Annotated in this window: 13 protein-coding genes and 1 pseudogene; 13 read left to right on the top strand and 1 reads right to left on the bottom strand. The window is 34.0% G+C overall.

The window, feature by feature from the left end:
* Window positions 1-80 precede the first annotated feature (80 nt).
* The 7 genes from CEQ21_RS07500 to CEQ21_RS07470 all read left to right on the top strand — a co-directional run bounded on the left by CEQ21_RS07500 (window position 81) and on the right by CEQ21_RS07470 (window position 8,769).
* On the top strand, window positions 81-2,120 hold the full coding sequence (locus CEQ21_RS07500; RefSeq protein WP_185763943.1) for a peptidoglycan D,D-transpeptidase FtsI family protein: 2,040 nt from the start codon (window positions 81-83) through the stop codon (window positions 2,118-2,120).
* A 60-nt stretch (window positions 2,121-2,180) separates the two neighbouring features.
* Window positions 2,181-3,002: a hypothetical protein gene (locus CEQ21_RS07495; protein ID WP_185763942.1), complete on the top strand. Its 822-nt coding sequence runs from the start codon at window positions 2,181-2,183 to the stop codon at window positions 3,000-3,002.
* Between the two features lie 126 nt (window positions 3,003-3,128).
* Window positions 3,129-3,884 carry a GNAT family N-acetyltransferase gene (locus CEQ21_RS07490; RefSeq protein ID WP_185763941.1) on the top strand — a complete coding sequence of 252 codons (756 nt, stop codon included), beginning with the start codon at window positions 3,129-3,131 and terminating at the stop codon, window positions 3,882-3,884.
* A gap of 244 nt (window positions 3,885-4,128) precedes the next feature.
* Entirely contained in the window at window positions 4,129-4,362 is a 234-nt protein-coding gene (locus CEQ21_RS07485; protein WP_185763940.1) for a DUF896 domain-containing protein, read from the top strand.
* 322 nt (window positions 4,363-4,684) lie between these two features.
* Entirely contained in the window at window positions 4,685-5,668 is a 984-nt protein-coding gene (locus CEQ21_RS07480; RefSeq protein ID WP_185763939.1) for an NAD(P)-dependent alcohol dehydrogenase, read from the top strand.
* 370 nt (window positions 5,669-6,038) lie between these two features.
* On the top strand, window positions 6,039-8,180 hold the full coding sequence (locus tag CEQ21_RS07475; protein ID WP_185763938.1) for a SpoIID/LytB domain-containing protein: 2,142 nt from the start codon (window positions 6,039-6,041) through the stop codon (window positions 8,178-8,180).
* Between the two features lie 355 nt (window positions 8,181-8,535).
* A complete protein-coding gene (locus CEQ21_RS07470; RefSeq protein ID WP_185763937.1) occupies window positions 8,536-8,769 on the top strand; it encodes a hypothetical protein in 234 nt (77 codons plus the stop codon).
* A 516-nt stretch (window positions 8,770-9,285) separates the two neighbouring features.
* Here the strand turns inward: CEQ21_RS07470 and CEQ21_RS07465 are convergent.
* Window positions 9,286-9,600, bottom strand: a complete 315-nt coding sequence (locus tag CEQ21_RS07465) for a hypothetical protein (RefSeq protein WP_185763936.1) — start codon at window positions 9,598-9,600, stop codon at window positions 9,286-9,288.
* Between the two features lie 866 nt (window positions 9,601-10,466).
* Here CEQ21_RS07465 and CEQ21_RS07460 point away from each other — a divergent pair.
* The 6 genes and pseudogenes from CEQ21_RS07460 to CEQ21_RS07435 all read left to right on the top strand — a co-directional run.
* Window positions 10,467-12,452, top strand: coding sequence for a methyl-accepting chemotaxis protein (locus CEQ21_RS07460; protein WP_185763935.1), 1,986 nt, complete (start codon window positions 10,467-10,469; stop codon window positions 12,450-12,452).
* Window positions 12,453-12,941: 489 nt separating this feature from the next.
* A complete protein-coding gene (locus CEQ21_RS07455; protein ID WP_185763934.1) occupies window positions 12,942-14,447 on the top strand; it encodes a helix-turn-helix domain-containing protein in 1,506 nt (501 codons plus the stop codon).
* Window positions 14,448-14,480: 33 nt separating this feature from the next.
* The gene (locus tag CEQ21_RS07450; RefSeq protein ID WP_185763933.1) at window positions 14,481-14,627 is read left to right on the top strand and encodes a hypothetical protein; all 147 of its coding nucleotides are present in this window, start codon (window positions 14,481-14,483) and stop codon (window positions 14,625-14,627) included.
* Between the two features lie 742 nt (window positions 14,628-15,369).
* Window positions 15,370-15,615 (top strand): EAL domain-containing protein, encoded by a 246-nt coding sequence (locus tag CEQ21_RS27465; protein ID WP_185764139.1) that lies wholly within the window; start codon window positions 15,370-15,372, stop codon window positions 15,613-15,615.
* Between the two features lie 162 nt (window positions 15,616-15,777).
* Window positions 15,778-16,296, top strand: coding sequence for a hypothetical protein (locus CEQ21_RS07440; RefSeq protein ID WP_185763932.1), 519 nt, complete (start codon window positions 15,778-15,780; stop codon window positions 16,294-16,296).
* A 166-nt stretch (window positions 16,297-16,462) separates the two neighbouring features.
* Window positions 16,463-16,588, top strand: a pseudogene (locus tag CEQ21_RS07435) (methyl-accepting chemotaxis protein); the annotation flags it as partial.
* Window positions 16,589-16,895: the final 307 nt, after the last annotated feature.

Raw genomic sequence — 16,895 nt, 5'->3', positions numbered from 1 at the left:
TTCTTTTTGGCTCATTTCTGCACTAAATACTACAATTGTAGTATTTAGTGCTATCACACATATAGAAAGGGAAAATTACTGTGAAGCAAAAAGCCAAAAAAACACCAAAAGCAAATAATCAATACCGAATAAGAATCACGGGTATCTTTTTTTCAGTCTTTATTCTGTTTTCGGTTCTGATTATACGCCTTGGACTAATTCAAATTGTGAGTGGGGAAGAGTATACTGCACAAGTAAAAAATAAAGTAGTAACTCCAGTTAGTGCCTCTGTTCCGCGGGGGAAAATTTATGATACTAATAATAGATTAGTAGTCTACAATATTCCAGCAAAGGCAATTGTTTATACGCCGCGATTACATCCACAACCGGAAGAAATGCTGCTCTTGGCCAAAAAGTTGGCTGACTTTGTTACGATGAATAAAAAGGATATAAAAAAAGTTACAACCAGGGACTTAAAGGACATTTGGCTGCTGGTAAATGACAATGGAGCGGGGCTACTGACAGATAAGGAAGAAAAATTATTCAAAGATGATAAAGTGAATGATAAAGAACTATATAACTTGAAATTAGACCGGATAACAGAGAAGGATTTAAAGTCTATTAATAAAAATATGGCGGCTATATACCGGAAGTTATCGACTGCATCAGCATTTTCCAAAACGGTTATAAAAAATGAAGATGTGACAAATCAAGAATACGCAATTGCCGCTGAATCGCTTGGAAATCTGCCGGGGATTGATGTAACAACAGATTGGAAAAGAGCGCATAACTTCGGAAACACTTTTAACAACATGCTTGGTAAAGTAACGACGACAGAAGAAGGTCTGCCAGAAGAAAAGTTAGATTTCTACACTTCCAAAGGGTACAAACTTAATGATCGGGTTGGAAAAAGCTATATAGAAGAGCTTTATGATAGTGTGCTACAGGGCCAAAATGAAGTTGTAAACGTAAGTACAGACAGAAATGGAGAGGTTGTAAACACAGATGTAGTTACCGAAGGGAAAAACGGAAATGATATAGTTTTGACAATTGATATGGAATTCCAAGAGCAAGTTGAAAAAATAATGCAGGAGGAGCTTGTCGCTGCCATCCAAAAGCCTCATACAAATTTGCTCGACACAGCCTTTGTCGTTGCGATGGAGCCAAGAACTGGCCGGATACTTGCTATGTCTGGACAAGTGTATGATCGGAAGTCAAAGGAATTTAGCGATTTTACGCCGGGAACCTTTACTTATGCGTTTGAACAGGGCTCTGTTGTGAAGGGAGCAACAGTATTAGCTGGTTTTCAGTCGGGTGTAAGAAATATAGGCGAAACAGAGCGTGATGAAGTAATGAGATTTAAAGGCTCCGGAACCTTTTCTTCTTATCAAACTATGGGGCTTGTTGATGACTTGGAAGCACTTGAGCGCTCATCCAACGTATATATGTGGAAAACAGCGATTGAAATGATGGGTGGTAAGTATATCCCTAATGGCACATTAAATATTGATTCCAAAAAAATTGAAACAATTCGCTATTATTTTAACCAGTTTGGCTTGGGCGTTCCGACAGGGATTGGTTTTGATAATGAAACGGCAGGAATTAAAGGTAACAATATCAGCACGTATTTTCAAATTGCTATCGGACAACTAGATACATATACACCAATGCAAATTGCTCAATATATGACAACGATTGCCAATGGTGGGTACCGCATGCAGCCACAGCTTGTTAAGGAGATACGTGAATCAACTAATGATGAACAGGGATTAGGAAAGATTGTAGACGAAATAGAACCGGTCATATTGAATAAAGTAGACATGAGTAATCAAATGATTGAGCGGGTACAGCAAGGTTTGCGGCTTGTAACCCATGGTTCCCAAGGTACAGCCAAAAGTTATTTCGCCAATGAACCATATGATGCGGCAGGAAAAACAGGCACCTCTGAATCTTATAAACATGGTGTGAAGACTTGGAATCTTTCATTTGCAGGTTTTGCCCCTTATAAAGATCCGCAAATTGCTATAGCCGTTATAGTTCCGAATGCTTATCTTGACGGCTTCACACAGCCGCACAGTGCAGCAAATATCATAAGTCAAAGGGTGTTCCGAGCCTATTTTAAGAACCACCCAACAAAGTAATTCCAATGCCTTTTTATCACCTATATGTGAATCACCCATACAATAAAGGGGGTGATTCATGTGGTGTTACGAAACGAGAAGGAAGAAGCCGCCCGTAACCAGAAATATTTTCGGCCGTCTTGCTTAAAAGCATTAAATTTAAGATTTAGTGATTGGAAATTTTTTGATGAATATTATGACAAATCGTACGATCAAATACATTTGCCTGCACAGTTAACGAAAACCCCTGAAGATACTGTTATAAATTACTTTAGCATTTTACGTGAAGCAGCAAATCTTGCGATTAGATATTGTGGTTCGATTGGAAATGGTAATATTCCTTATCCGATAGCATACAACTTTTTATCGAAAACGTATCAAAAAAAGTTGAATTATGAAGCTTATTTAAACTCTTTTGCAGGGGTTGGACATATTAACTTAATTAAACTTTGTAAGCTACCTGATGGAACACAAGGAATACGGTACTTTTATGAGATTGAAAAAATTATCAGCTTAATTGAGCCAAATGAGGAATACTTTGGTTATTCATATGGATTTATAGACCTTATTCATGAAAATGGCGGGTATCGAATTAACAATATACAACAAGAACGTGAAGACTTTCTATGTGCACCATATCATCTGTGGCAGCATGATGCAGAATCAGTAATTGATGTGAAATACGGAGATTGGTGTAAATTGATTAAGAAGAGATATCCAGCCGTAACAAAGGGTTATGTGAAGTATATATTTTTTTACGGCAACGATGGTGCAAGCTATTTTTTTATTTTCTTCATTTTGACAAATGGAACAGACATCGAAATTGCCTCCTACCGTAATAATGGCGATGGAAAATGGAAGCAGCTGAAATTGAATCCTGATAAAGACTGTATAAACCAATAAAGATAAACTTTAGATGCTTTCTGTTTAAAAGAAGCATCTTTTTTATGTTTAGAAGGAATTATGGAATTTATGTATAATTATTTAATATTGTATATTTTTATACAATTTAAAGGGGGCGATAGGAAAATGACAAACAAGCAACTTATCCAAAAAATAGAGGAATTATCAATGAATGCGTTACCTGCACTGCAAATACAGCTGTATGATGGCTGGATAATCCGCTTTGCTGGTGGATATACGAAAAGAGCAAATTCTATTAATCCTATTTATTTTTCAAATCAGGATGTGGATTTTAAAATAAAGACTGTTGAACAAATGTATCGTAATAAGAATTTAAAGGTTGTTTATAAAATGACCAAGCAAGTGTCACCTGAAAACCTAGATTTAATACTGGATGAAAACAGCTATGTTCAAGACAGTTTGACTAGTGTTCAAGTTTTATCCTTACAAGATGTTCAGACAGAATTAGAACATCATGCTGTTGTTTATAAACATTTACAAGACGATTGGTTCTGCAACTTTTGTAAGCTAAACAATGTTAAGAAACAAGACCAATTAACATTGAACGCTATGCTAAAAAATATAATCGCTGAAGCTCGCTATTTTCAATTAAAAAATGAAAAAAGTAATGAGGTTGTTGCTTGTGGGATGTGTGTATTGGAAAATGACTGCATAGGATTGTTTGATATCGTCACATCTGAACAGCATAGAAATAAAGGTTATGGTTATAAACTCATCCAGAATATTTTACAATGGGGACAGGATAATGGAGCTCAGTTGGCCTATCTTCAAGTGATGGTAAATAATTCGCCAGCAATAAAGCTTTACTCAAAACTAGGGTTTAAGGAAGCTTATCAATACTGGTATAGAATAAAAGCATAGTAACAGGACTTTCCTTTAAGCAGAGGAAAGTTTTTTTGATGACTCCAGTAAAAAATTCTAATAGAAAGGAAGTTATTGACAGATGATTGTTTGTATTGTAAAATTATCTTGAATTAAAGATAATTTAATTCAGTCTTCCTTTCAACTCCTTAATTAAAAGAGGAGTTTTATAAAGGTAATTTATCTCGAAATCAAGATAAATTATTAAGAAGACAAAAATAAATCGAGCATGGGGGTAACAATTATGAGACAGAAATTGAATAGAATAAACGAATTAGCTAGAACTTCTAAAATAAGAAACTTAACACAAGAAGAAACAGACGAACGCAAACTCCTCCTTAATGATTATATAAAAGAGTTTCGTGGCTCCATGGATAGTATCCTGTTAAATACAACTATTATTGATCCATTAGGAAATGATGTTACACCAGAAAAATTGAAAGAGGAACAAGAAAGAAGTCGGGCTATAATTCATTAGAGGATTGATAGCGGTTAAACAGACTGGTTTTAACACAGCGCCTTGTTAAAAATAACGAGGCGCTTTTCTTTATGTGTAAAGAGAGGCAAAAATCATGTGAAAACAGAAAGAAGAAGGTTTTAGAAAGGGAAGTCTGGAATAATAGTAGTACAAAAGACAAGATTGTGTAGATAGTAAATAGTTGTTCTCTAAGTACTGGTTCTGTAACTTATAATAAATTCTGCTCATAAATGCAAAGGTCTAAAAATAAATATTCCTTATGAACAGTCATATGCTTAATGGTTTCATCCATATGCAAAGCTAAAGTGAAGGAGTTATTTGTATGAAAGCGATGGTTTACAGTGAATATGGACTGACAGATGTACTTGAGCTCAAAGAAGTAGACATACCAGAGATAAAAGCAAATGAAGTATTAGTGAAGGTGTATGCTGCTTCTGTAAATTCTTGGGACTGGGACCTTTTGCGAGGAAAGCCGTTTCTGACAAGACTAGGGGGAATTAGAAAGCCGAGGTACAAAACTTTAGGGGCAGATATAGCGGGTAGGGTTGAAGCGATTGGAGAAAACGTAAAGAATATTTCTGTTGGAGCTGAAGTGTTCGGGGACATATCCGGGTGCGGTTGGGGCGGATTTGCAGAATATGTTTGTGCTTCTGAAGAGGCACTATCATTGAAACCAGCTCATATGACATTTGAGGAAGCTGCTGCGATTCCCCAGGCAGGAGTTCTTGCTTTACAGGCACTTCGTGATAAAGGAAGGGTTCATGAAACTAAAAAGGTATTAATCAATGGCGCTGGAGGAGGAGTCGGAACCTTTGCGTTACAAATAGCTAAGCTATACGGTGCGGAAGTAACTTGTGTGGACAGCAAGGGGAAATTAGAAATGCTGAAGTCAATAGGTGCGGATCATGTGATTGATTACAGAACAGAAGACTTCACAAAGAAAAATGGCCAGAAGTATGACTTGATTCTTGATGTTGTAGGAAATCGGTCTATCTTTCATTATAAAAGAGCAATAAAGTCAGAAGGAAAGTATGTGATGATTGGTGGTTCTTCCTTCTTAATTTTGCAGTTATTATTACTTGGACCAATTATTAATAAAACAGAAAGGAAGAAAATGACCATTCTGCTTCACAAACCAAGCAAGGAGGATCAAAATTTTTTAAAAGACCTATATACTGCTGGTAAACTAGTTCCTGTAATTGATAAAGAATATTCTTTAAATCAGGTTCCTGAGGCAATTGATTATTTGGGAAAAGGAAAAACCAAAGGGAAAGTGGTTGTCTGTGTTGAAGACAGTCAATCTTAAACTAGATTCTATCCCTCAAGAATACTAAGATCATAACCCGCTTATTAACGGGTTATTTTTTTATTATAAATGGAGGAGATAAATATCCTTATTTGCTTTCTAAGGAAAATGCTAGTTAAACCTTCATGAAATCTACTACTCTTTTTTTGTTACATACCGGAACCAAACTTCGTTATGAGATTTTATCACTTTGTATTAAGAGGGCGTGCTAAAACAATTGAAATGATGCTTATGATTATGTTTAAAATCGTATAAATATAGGTCATAAGAACCTGTTTTCTTCCACCGATTAAAACTAGTAACCATATCTATAAGGCTATAGAATTAAATAGTCAGACAATATTCTACTAGTATAAGAGGGGGAAAACAGATGCGTAAAGTTAGATTGATATTGCTTCTTTTTACATTATTTTTTGGAGCAGCTATTTATCCTGAAAAGATAAAGGCTGCATCAACTATACCAACAATTGAAGTGAAATTAGTTAATTATCTCGGTAATAAAACGTCCATTACTGTAGTTTTTAATGGAGAATATAAGCTTTCGAACGGTATAAAGGTCTCTTCAGGAACAGAAGCTGTCATAAAGCTTAGTAACAGTAAGTTGAGTATGGAAACAAGCAAAGGACAGGTATTGATAGAAAAGGATAGTACCATTTCTGCAGCTCCTGTTAAAACAGATGGAACTCTTTCTGTTAATGGTCGCAAATACAATGGTTCCTTTCAATTTGTTATCGAAAAAGATACAAAAAACAGTAATTTATATGTTCGTCCAATTAACAAAGTAGATATAGAAACATATTTAAGAGGAGTGGTTCCTCAAGAAATGCCAGCGCTTTGGAGCATGGAGGCACTTAAGGCACAAACCGTTGCTGCAAGAACGTATGCAATTAAACATATGAATGATAGTAATATGGTAGATACGATTGCAAAGCAAGTATATGGAGGAAGTTCGGCAAATCATGCTCAATCGGATACTGCTGTTAAGGAAACAGAAGGAATGGTATTAAAATCTAATGGAGCATTAATAGATGCTGTGTTTTCTGCAAGTAATGGAGGTTGGACAGAATTAAATAGCAGTGTATGGGGTGGTGCAGCATTATCTTACTTCGCAGTTAAGGAGGATACATTTGATTTTAACCCTGCAACAAAGGAAAAGTTCACTTGGGCGATTCAACTGAAACAAGAGCAACTGCCCGCTACATTGAATTTGGCGATAGCGGATATATGGTGGAACACACTTAAGGAGACAGATGCAGATAACGCTGTACTGATTAATATTAAGAAGTGGCTTGTAAGCGAAGGATATACAAATGATGTTGCTAAGATTAAAATAGCTAAAATTCACAAGCTAGGGGTAGACTTAACTTCATTATCTGCTGGCGGAAGAGTGTTAAAAGGAACATTAAAAATGGATTACTTGTTAATGGCTAATGGGAAGACTGCCGAGAAGAAAGTTTTAGAAATGAATGGGACTGCAGCATCTAAAATCCGCGCAATAGTCGGTATTGACAGAATGACTAGCTATTTAATCGATGAGACAGTAACGAAAAACGGTAGCATTTATATGAAGGGGAGAGGCAATGGGCATGCTGTAGGACTTAGTCAATATGGGGCCAGAAACAGGGCCGAGGCTGGGCATAGCTTTAATCAAATATTGCAGTTCTATTACCCAAAGGCCGCTCTTATGAAAGAATATAGTGGTACAGCAAGCAATTCACAAGGTATGGACGATACGGTGCCACCTAATATATCAAGCTTTAAAGCGAGTATAGATTATAAGAAAAATACTACTAAGCTGTCAATGAAGATAAATAAGTCAGGGAAACTGACAATGATCGTCAAGGATTCTAAAGGAAAAACAGTAGCCACAATAGCAAAAAATAAAGAAGTGAAGTCTGGGTCTCTTTCTTTTGACTGGAATATTAGCAAAGTGGAAAATGCCACATATACGGCTGAAATCATAGCAAGTAATAAAGATGGTTATCAAAAAACAGCCTCTCATAAGGTAACTGTAAAAAAGGACAAGGCACCTCCTGCCATATCAAGCCTTAAGGCTAGTACAGATAATAAGAAGAATACAGTCAAAATCGGTATGAAAACCAATAAAGCTGGAAAAATCACTATTGTCTTAAAGGATCCTAAAGGAAAGACAGTATCCACCTTAGTGAAAAATAAAGAGGTAAAGACAGGATCTCTATCATTTAGCTGGAATATCAGCAAGGTGGGAAATGGAACATATACAGCCGAAATCACAACAGAAAATTTACATGGATACAAGAAAACAATGAAGCAGAAAATTATAATTAAAAAACCGGTTAAGGTGAAAAAAGCTAGTGTTAAACCGTCTGTGCTTAATTTAAGACAGAAGCCCAGCACTTCCTCAAAGGTTATTCTTAAGCTAAAGAAAAAGCAAACAGTTGTCATTCAATCACAGCAAGGTTCCTGGTATAAGGTGAAATACGGATCAAAGACTGGATATGTTTCTGCCAAGTATGTGACTATTTTAAAATAACTAAACATATAAAAATTAATAAGTGAGTAATCACCAGATCTGAGCCAGCACTTTTTAGGTTGATAGACAAGTATAGACACTATGTAAGCCCACTAATAGTAGTGGGCTTATATAGTGTCTATTAACAAATGCGCTTATATTCTATGTTAATAGCAGATGATAACTAGGAATATTTCATTCGATTTAACTCAATTTTAAGGTGTGAATTAACTATAGTGACTGCTAATTGTGACTAAACTGGTGATGGATTCTGAGGTTAATAGAACGCTCCTAGTTCAAAAATGAGTATGTAAAACTATAATAATTTGGTAATATATTCAAAGGAAGAAAATGTATTGAAAAGGGGGATTACACATTGGAAAAAATTCTAGTTAAAACAGGAATTTACTCATTTATTGTTTCGTTTTTCCTATTAGTAATCTTTAAGAAACGGGAAATAAGTGACATAGATGAAGAGGGCTGGACATCATACACAGAGATTCCCTATTCGGAGTATTTCTTTACTATTTTTCGCTATTCTGTCATCATTTCTTTATGCGCTGTCTTATCTATGCTGCTATACATTTATGCAAATAAGACTAAATCATAAGTAATAAGAGAAGAAGCTGGGACATAAGTAAGTGAATCTGCGTAAAAAACGAACTACTTAATCAATCAATGATTAAAATAGTTCGTTTTTTTTGTTTTAATACCTGATTAGAAAACTTAGTGGAATGGAGCGGAGGTCACTCGACTCCTGCGGGAAAATAGAGGACGCTTTAGACCCCGCAGGCGCTCAGCTTCCTCCCCGCGGAAAGCGCGAGGTCGAGCGCGCAATGAAACGAACTAATTTTAAACCCGCATTCTATTTAGTCACGTGTTTCCTTTTTCAAATTTAGATGTAATTTTATTATTCGTGTTTAGAAAGGTTATCTTATGTTTTGTCCCAAGGCGAAGTAGTATGGAAGGGCAAGATATCCATTTCCATTTAGTTTGAAGTTAATAAGAAGAGTACTCTGTACAAAAACCTGTAATATTTCTTATTATGCTAACGAAAAATCCTTCATTGTCAAAAGACATACTTTCCTCTGTTTAATGCAATTTTTTATTCTATACGTATTGTAAATTAAATAAGGCCAGTAGCTATTGTTTGAAAAAAATGCCGTATCGGCATATTTCTCTTTTTTATCTTTCTAATATTAGCTACAAGTGCTCTTATATCATCTGTTGAGTGAGTCTCTAATATCAGGTTAATCAATTCCGCACTTTCTAATTCTACAATTCCATTATTTGTACAAATTCTAAAGGGATTCTCGTTTTTTAGATTATATTTAATGTAATTTATATTCATTTCGGAAATTAATAGTAATCTGTTTTCAAGTGAAATTTCCTCAAGACAATTCTGATTCTCTTTCTTCATCATCGCTAAATTTAGTTTCATCCTCCTAAATACCTCCTGAATGTAAGTGGATTAAAATTCCATTAGATAGTTTGAAAATAATATTGATTATTCCTCTCAAAGATAAACTTCCCGGTATCCAATAAATCCTAGGGTTTATTAGGGAAGGATGTTTTTTATGTTTAATGAACCGCTCTCGTAAAGTAAATAGGCAACAAATTGTGAACAAAAGAAGGAATATTTTCGAGGGAAGGTGATATTGAACATGATAAAAAATAACCCCATAAAATTGTAAAGATAAAAATGTCTATTTCTTTTGAAAGTTTTTACATACTGGTGATTAAATAGCTTTCATAATCACATTTTTATACTCCAAACTCCTATATATTTTTGTTACTTCTCTAATTCTCGTTTTCTAAGAAGTTGAAGATTTGTTGCTACGGCAATATAGTACAATATCCCGAGTAAGAAATAGTCTCAAAATTAAAACTGGTCGTCCCAGATATGAGATAAAAATTTACCGTGAAAGGTAACGGAACTTTGCAATTTCATTAGATTTTATTGGCACAAAACAAACATATTTATACGTGAACATCTATTAGTTAGCCATTGATTGTTATGTTAGGACTTTAACAGGGGAATAAGTTTTTCTAAACATCGTGTATATAATGTTTAATTTTACTATTTGTAAATTTGGGGTTTAGAATTTAACTATGAAATGATGTTGAAGGAGGCAGAGACTGTGTACTGACTGCTGCGGAAAACAGTGATAATTTAGACCCGGCAAGCAAAGATGAGGAGTAGCCATACCTCCCCGCTGTAGAACGCAACAGAAAGAACTATTTTAAAAACCTGAGTATATGAACACCATTCTAATTTTTATTAAGAGGGCTATGGAGGAGGCTTAAATGAAGAAACCACGATCCGTTGTAAGCAAAGTATTATTACCAGTTATTGCTTTGCTTGCTATTGGCGGAGCTGTTTTAACCTATTTAAATTATGATCTTGTCAAAGAAAATACAAAGGAGATTTTGGTTAATAATGCTATAAATGTAGTTGCACAAACAGACAGACAATTCGATAGTCTATTTAACAGTCTTAGCACTACATTGGCTCAACTTTCTGAAGTCCCGGCGATACAAGGAATAGAAGAAAATGAAGCTAAAGGTATGAAGGCATTGGCTGGTTTTAAGGAGAATAACCCTGTTATCCTTAATACTTATATTCATTTAAACAAAGGCAAATTGTTATTATATCCAGAACAGAATATTCCTGATGATTATGACGCAAGTGAAAGCTCGTGGTATACAAAAGCGATTGAGCAAAATGGAGAAATAGTTTTAACTAAACCTTATAATGATGCAGGTAGTGGGAAATTAACGATGACTGTTGCGAAAATGGTTAATAACGCCGAAGGAAAGGTTTTAGGAGTTTTAGCTATCGATGTTGACTTATCTATTTTTAACGTATTGTTGAAGGATACAGAAATAGGAAAGACAGGCTATACATTCTTATTAGATGAAACGGGACTTGCTGTGTACCATCCAAATAAAGATACGAATGGCAAGGACATAAGTTCGGAAGAGTTCACTCAAAGGATTATAACGTCCAATAACAATAGTGATAACGTTAGTTATGAATATAAAGGTGACGCGAAAGAACTTTTCTTTGTGAAAAATAAAACTACAGGCCTGTATATAGTAGGTGTTATACCTTTAAAGGAATTTGCTACACAAGCTAGGGATCTTATAAAACCTATGTTAATAATCCTTGGCATTATTGTTATTGTCATAGCAACTATCTTTTATTTTGTAATCAAAAGGATGCTGCGTCCTTTACAAGACTTGAGCACAGCGATGGATAAAGTAAGAGCTGGGGACTTCGCTATTTTTGTTGATGTACAAACGAGTGATGAAATCGGAAGTCTAACAAATGGGTTTAACCATATGTTAGAGCAAGTTAGGAAAATGTTGAGCACGATAGCAGAAGCATCTGGAGCAGTAATGACAGCATCCAATACCTTAGTGATAAGCGTGAATGAAAATGCTAGTGCCATTGCAGAAACATCTACTGCAATGGATAAGATTGCTAATGACGCTACAACACAAGCCGACCTTGCCGAAAGAGATTCAAGTAATCTTTCGCTTCTTTCGGAGAAGATGGAAGAAGTAGTGCAGCAAAGTGTCGAAATCAGAACCAGTTCTGAGGCTATGCTGCTACAAACAGACAAGGGATATACAAAGGTTGTTGAGCTTAGAAAACAATCTGCACAAACAAATAGTATGACGAATGAAATGGTAGGGGCTATTAATTTGTTGGAAAATAACTCTAACAACATCAACGAGATCATTTTGACCATACAAGAGCTAGCCGACCAAACTAATCTACTTGCGTTAAACGCTGCAATCGAAGCTGCCAGAGCTGGTGAATCGGGACGCGGATTTGCTGTGGTTGCTGACGAGGTTCGTAAACTTGCGGAGAAATCAGCGCAATCTTCAAAGGAGATAGCTGGTCTAATTCAACAAATGCAAAGTCAAACTAAAAATACTGTTGGTCTTATAGAGAATACGCATGAGTTAGTTAAGGCTCAAAATGTGACTGTTAATGAGGCGGAAAGCGCATTTCAAGCCATTGAACATACGATAAAACAAAATGGACAAAATATTGATGACGTGGTTACAGCCATTGAAGAAATGATAACGAAAAAAGAAGAAATCATTCAATCAAGCATGGATATTACTGCTTTTAAACAAGAAACAGCTGCAAACACTGAAGAAGTCTCTGCATCTATAGAGGAACAAGCAGCATCCATGGAACAAATGAATGACCTTGCTAATAAGCTTGGAGAACACGCTGAAAAGTTGATTAATGAATTTAAAAACCTAAAAAGATAACAGGCTAGAAACCTTAGTATGTAAGACTAAAGTAAAAAACTGAAGTATACTATCGATTATCGATTAATAGTTCAGTTTTTTTGGTTTAAACACAAGACTGAAAAAACTTAGTTGAATGGAGCGGAGAACACTCGATTTCTGAGGGAAATAGAAATGATTGATATCCCAAAAATAAGCTCCATTTCTCCCACCGGGAAGTGAGCAGCACAAGCGGTGAGAGACTATTAAAGCAAGATACCATAAACAAATTGTTACAAAATTATCATTCACGAATCATTATGTCCATCTGCATTTGAAGTTTTGAACAGGGTATTAAAAATAGTTCTTTTAAAAACATATTTTATATTAATAAATTTTTGCGTGAAAACTGTCTCGATGATGGAATGCATAATTTCTAGTTTGGGATAGAAGCGATTTGAATAAAAAAAATTAATTGGAAAAAAGTAATAAGGAGTTGCTTACTAAATATGAATAAAGAAGGAATATAATATGAACAGGTTTAATGAAAGATATTCAGACATAATATATCAGTTATTCCATGAAGACACATGGTGTAGTATAGGGTATCTCTCGGAAAAAACTAGTTATTCAAAAAGTACGATTTGGCGAGAGATTGGCTTTATGAATTTTAATCTTCCTCCTAATTGGAGTATTGAAAAAAATGAGCTAAGGGGAATACGTTTAAAAAAACCAAGTAACGGTACGATTGAGGATGTCCTAACGTATTTAAGAGAAAATAATACATATATTCAAATTATAGGGCTAATTATTTTTAATAATGGGATAACAGTCGCAGAATTAATGGAAAAGATTCATTTAAGTAGAGCAACTGTTTATCGCCACATTGAAAAAATTAAAGAGGTAACAAGCTTCAATGGCATCAGTATCTCAAATAATCGCTTACGGCTTACTGGAGATGAAAGGAAAATCCGCCGATTTATTGTCCAATATCTCGAGTTCTCTAATAAATTAATCGATCCTTCTATAGTAGATACATTTAATATTGCCGACTTTAAAAGTAAATTACTTCTTTCTACTGAAAAATATTCAATAGCTTTACATATGGGCGCATTACATAGACTTGCAACAATAATGGATGTTATAAACCTGCGTATTTCTCATGGGTGTTACATGAATCTTCCGAAATATATCCATAAGGAATACGGAAATTCAGAATTTTATAAAGTAGCTAGTGAAATGTTTAATTTCATGAGGAAATGCCCTAATCGAGAAACCCAAATGAACGAAGCTCTCTACTTCTCCTTAAATATTCTTAACGAAAAAATACCTGTTAATAAATCTAAGGATATTATGGAGGTTAGGTTCAGAATGAGGGGAAATGCAGATGATCGAGCAAATCTTCTGTCGATTTTTATGGGATATCTCTCAGATTATTTAGGGTTTGATATAGCTCAAGATGATACCTTTTTGTACAAGCTTGTTCAAACCTTTCGAAGAATTTATATTGATTCACAATTAGGTACTAATAGTATAAACAGTGCTATGGTTTCTTATCTTCCTTATGTAGAGTCGAATCCACTATATAAGAAAATTGATGACATCATTAACAAATCTTTAATTGACCAGGATTATACAGATAATATAAGTGTAGATAGGATGGGGATTTTTGAGATTTTTTTACTAGTACAAGCAGCACTTTTAAGAAAAAAGGCGCAGACCGTTATTACAGCTGCATTAATATGTAGAACATTTATCGAAGCTGAGTATATAAAACAAGTTTTACACTACCAATTTGGAAGTAATTTGAGTTTAACGGTAATGGACTATATAGATAATGAGCAACTAAAAAAAAATAATGAGTATGATTTAGTTGTAGCAGTAATAGACACAGATGAGCTAAATTTTGAACATTTACCAATAATAAAAATATCTAGCTTTCCATCAAAAGGTGAATTAAATGTAATTGAGGATTTTATAAATAGTTTCTTCTTAAATAAGTGGAGAATCAACTCCGATATATTTATTCATTTTTAATTAAATGGTGATTACTGGATAGGATGCAAATCCTTGGTGCTATTAAAGCATTCTAGAACAAGAGGCTCTTTTCTTGAACTTAAGCAAGGAGTAAGAGAAGACGCTGCTGGCATTATCAGTAATGCATATGATAATGCCTTTTATTTTGGGCTAGATTTTACATTTCTCGTGATTATATAAATCTTAAGTATTTTTTCTGGGTTTCTTCAAAAAGTTAATCGGCTTTTTTCTGCTTGAAAAATTGTTGAGGTCTATAAATACTATAAGACCAATGTTTTTAATTATTAGTAATGATGAAGTTAGTAATACTTAACACAGTGTATAGAAAGATTAAATTTACTCCGTACACAAATGATCATAGAATTATCAATAGGAACGAGTGCTTTAGTTATGCGATGAAACTCCTTAAAGAGGTGGCTAATAATTAGAAATGCTTGAATATTGGACTAATTAAAGAAAAAAGGAGACATTATGAGATTAAATCAGGAACTAAAAAGTGCTAAAGGTGATCAAATCTCATATTCAATGGATTTTCATATTTCAGCCTATAATATGTTGTCATACTGATACTACCTTTGGCTAAGAAATATTATTGCGTGCTAATGAAAGCTCTCCATTAAACCTCTTTCAAGCAGCAAGAGAACAAAACTATCTTTATCAATTGGACAGTAGTGCGATTGATTGTGCTTTAAGTAAGTTAAATGAATTAGGGATAGTCTGGACTAATATTTTTTTCAATGTATTTCCGTCTACTATTGCAAAACCTCAATTTATATAATTCATTAATCAGATAAGCAATAAATACCCAGAAATAATGAAAAATATTATTTTTGAATTAAACGAAGATATTCAAGATGAAGAGGTATGGGATAGTTTTGCATATAAAATGCATATAATTGCTTTGAAAAAATAGGGTTTTAAAATAGCTATAGATGATTTTGGCACTGGGGCTGCAAATATAAGTAAAGTATGTAATGTAAATCCACATTATATAAAGCTAGATAAATCATACTCTAGAAACCTTTATACTTCAAAAGAAAAACAAAGGGTAATTTCGATGATTACAAAGTTTAAAGATCGTAAATTTAGCATTGTTTTAGAGGGAATCGAAAATTATCAGGATTTAAAGCTAGCAAAGCAATTGGGAGTAGATTATTGCCAAGGTTAGTTTATATCGAGACCTTTCAATATGAATAGATTAAAACTAAGTAATAAATTAATATAACTTCTGAATAAATATATCAAGCTTTGCAGCAGGTTCTAGAGGTTGAAAAAGAATAATAACATTGATTCTCTATAGACAATTATGTATGAGGGGATAGGAGATTAGATGGAAAAAGAACACTTTTTATTGGTGAGAATCGGAGAGGAGCACTTTGCTCTAAAGCTTGAATTTATAAAGATAGTAGGATTGATTGATACTACAAATGATATAAGGATAGCTGATAATTCTTCGCATACATGTAATTGGTTTATTGGATGGACACAATTGACATACCTGTCACCTTTTAAAATTAATACAAAAAGCAATAGGCTAACAATTGATACTGCGATAATTGATACAAGTAAGTTGTTATTTAAGAGCGATTTAGAATATTCCTTACCTTTAAGCTTGGTAGTTTATCAGGCGGGAGAGAATTTTATTTCCTTTACCGCGGATGATGCTATTAATGTTTCTAAATTAAATAGAGAAGCTATAAAGCAAAATACTACTTCTAATAATCGGTATGGTGATTACAGTGAAGGCAATGTATTGGTAAATGGAGTTGATTTTACGATTATTAATCTTTTAGAATACTATTTTTCAAAAGATAATACACTGCAAAAAAACAGGCAGGTGATTGATTAAAAAAATAAGCAACACAATAAGGCATAGTTTACTAATTATTTATCGGGAAATTCGGTCATCGATATTGACAATGCAACAAATAGGTAAATGGTTAGAAAAGTGTAATTAGTAAAGTAAGTGAACAGATGGTTGATAGAAATAATGCTGTTATTACGAGTATTGCAGACAGACGAATTTATTGGCATTTAAGGCTGGAATTAAAGCTGCCCGAGCAGGAGAATCAGGAAAGTATCTTGCTGTAGCTGCCGAGGAAGTTAAGCAACTGGCGAATTATTCGAGCTTAATAAAAAAATGTTAATAAAGACAGTCAAATATGATTTTTGATTCTAGATAAGAAGTGAAATGTTTTATTGTTATACATTACCCAAGTGTTCAAAAATTTGCTGAAAAAACTGTACTAACTACAATACCTTGCTAAAAATTATAGTTAAATAGATACAATTAGGAATTGTTTAGTTTCATGATTGAAATAAAATATTAGTTTGGCATAGTAAATAAATTAAATAAAAAACGATATTTTCCAAAAATTCAGCAGAATCATACGGGTTTATCTAAAACTATGTTTTAAGACCTAAAAAATAGAAAATTCTTTGTTTCAT

The organism is Niallia circulans (assembly GCF_007273535.1).
GTDB classification, from domain to species: domain Bacteria; phylum Bacillota; class Bacilli; order Bacillales; family Cytobacillaceae; genus Niallia; species Niallia circulans_B.
Note: the sequence above shows the minus strand (reverse complement) of the source record. Positions and strands in the feature narration are given on the sequence as shown.

What these genes read in the sequence shown, in the direction of transcription:
- CEQ21_RS07465 (WP_185763936.1), bottom strand. Translation starts at nt 9,600, where the DNA reads ATGAAACTAAATTTAGCGATGATGAAGAAAGAGAATCAGAATTGTCTT.
- CEQ21_RS07490 (WP_185763941.1), top strand. Translation starts at nt 3,129, where the DNA reads ATGACAAACAAGCAACTTATCCAAAAAATAGAGGAATTATCAATGAAT.
- CEQ21_RS07475 (WP_185763938.1), top strand. Translation starts at nt 6,039, where the DNA reads ATGCGTAAAGTTAGATTGATATTGCTTCTTTTTACATTATTTTTTGGA.
- CEQ21_RS07440 (WP_185763932.1), top strand. Translation starts at nt 15,778, where the DNA reads ATGGAAAAAGAACACTTTTTATTGGTGAGAATCGGAGAGGAGCACTTT.
- CEQ21_RS07485 (WP_185763940.1), top strand. Translation starts at nt 4,129, where the DNA reads ATGAGACAGAAATTGAATAGAATAAACGAATTAGCTAGAACTTCTAAA.
- CEQ21_RS07480 (WP_185763939.1), top strand. Translation starts at nt 4,685, where the DNA reads ATGAAAGCGATGGTTTACAGTGAATATGGACTGACAGATGTACTTGAG.
- CEQ21_RS07460 (WP_185763935.1), top strand. Translation starts at nt 10,467, where the DNA reads ATGAAGAAACCACGATCCGTTGTAAGCAAAGTATTATTACCAGTTATT.
- CEQ21_RS07455 (WP_185763934.1), top strand. Translation starts at nt 12,942, where the DNA reads ATGAACAGGTTTAATGAAAGATATTCAGACATAATATATCAGTTATTC.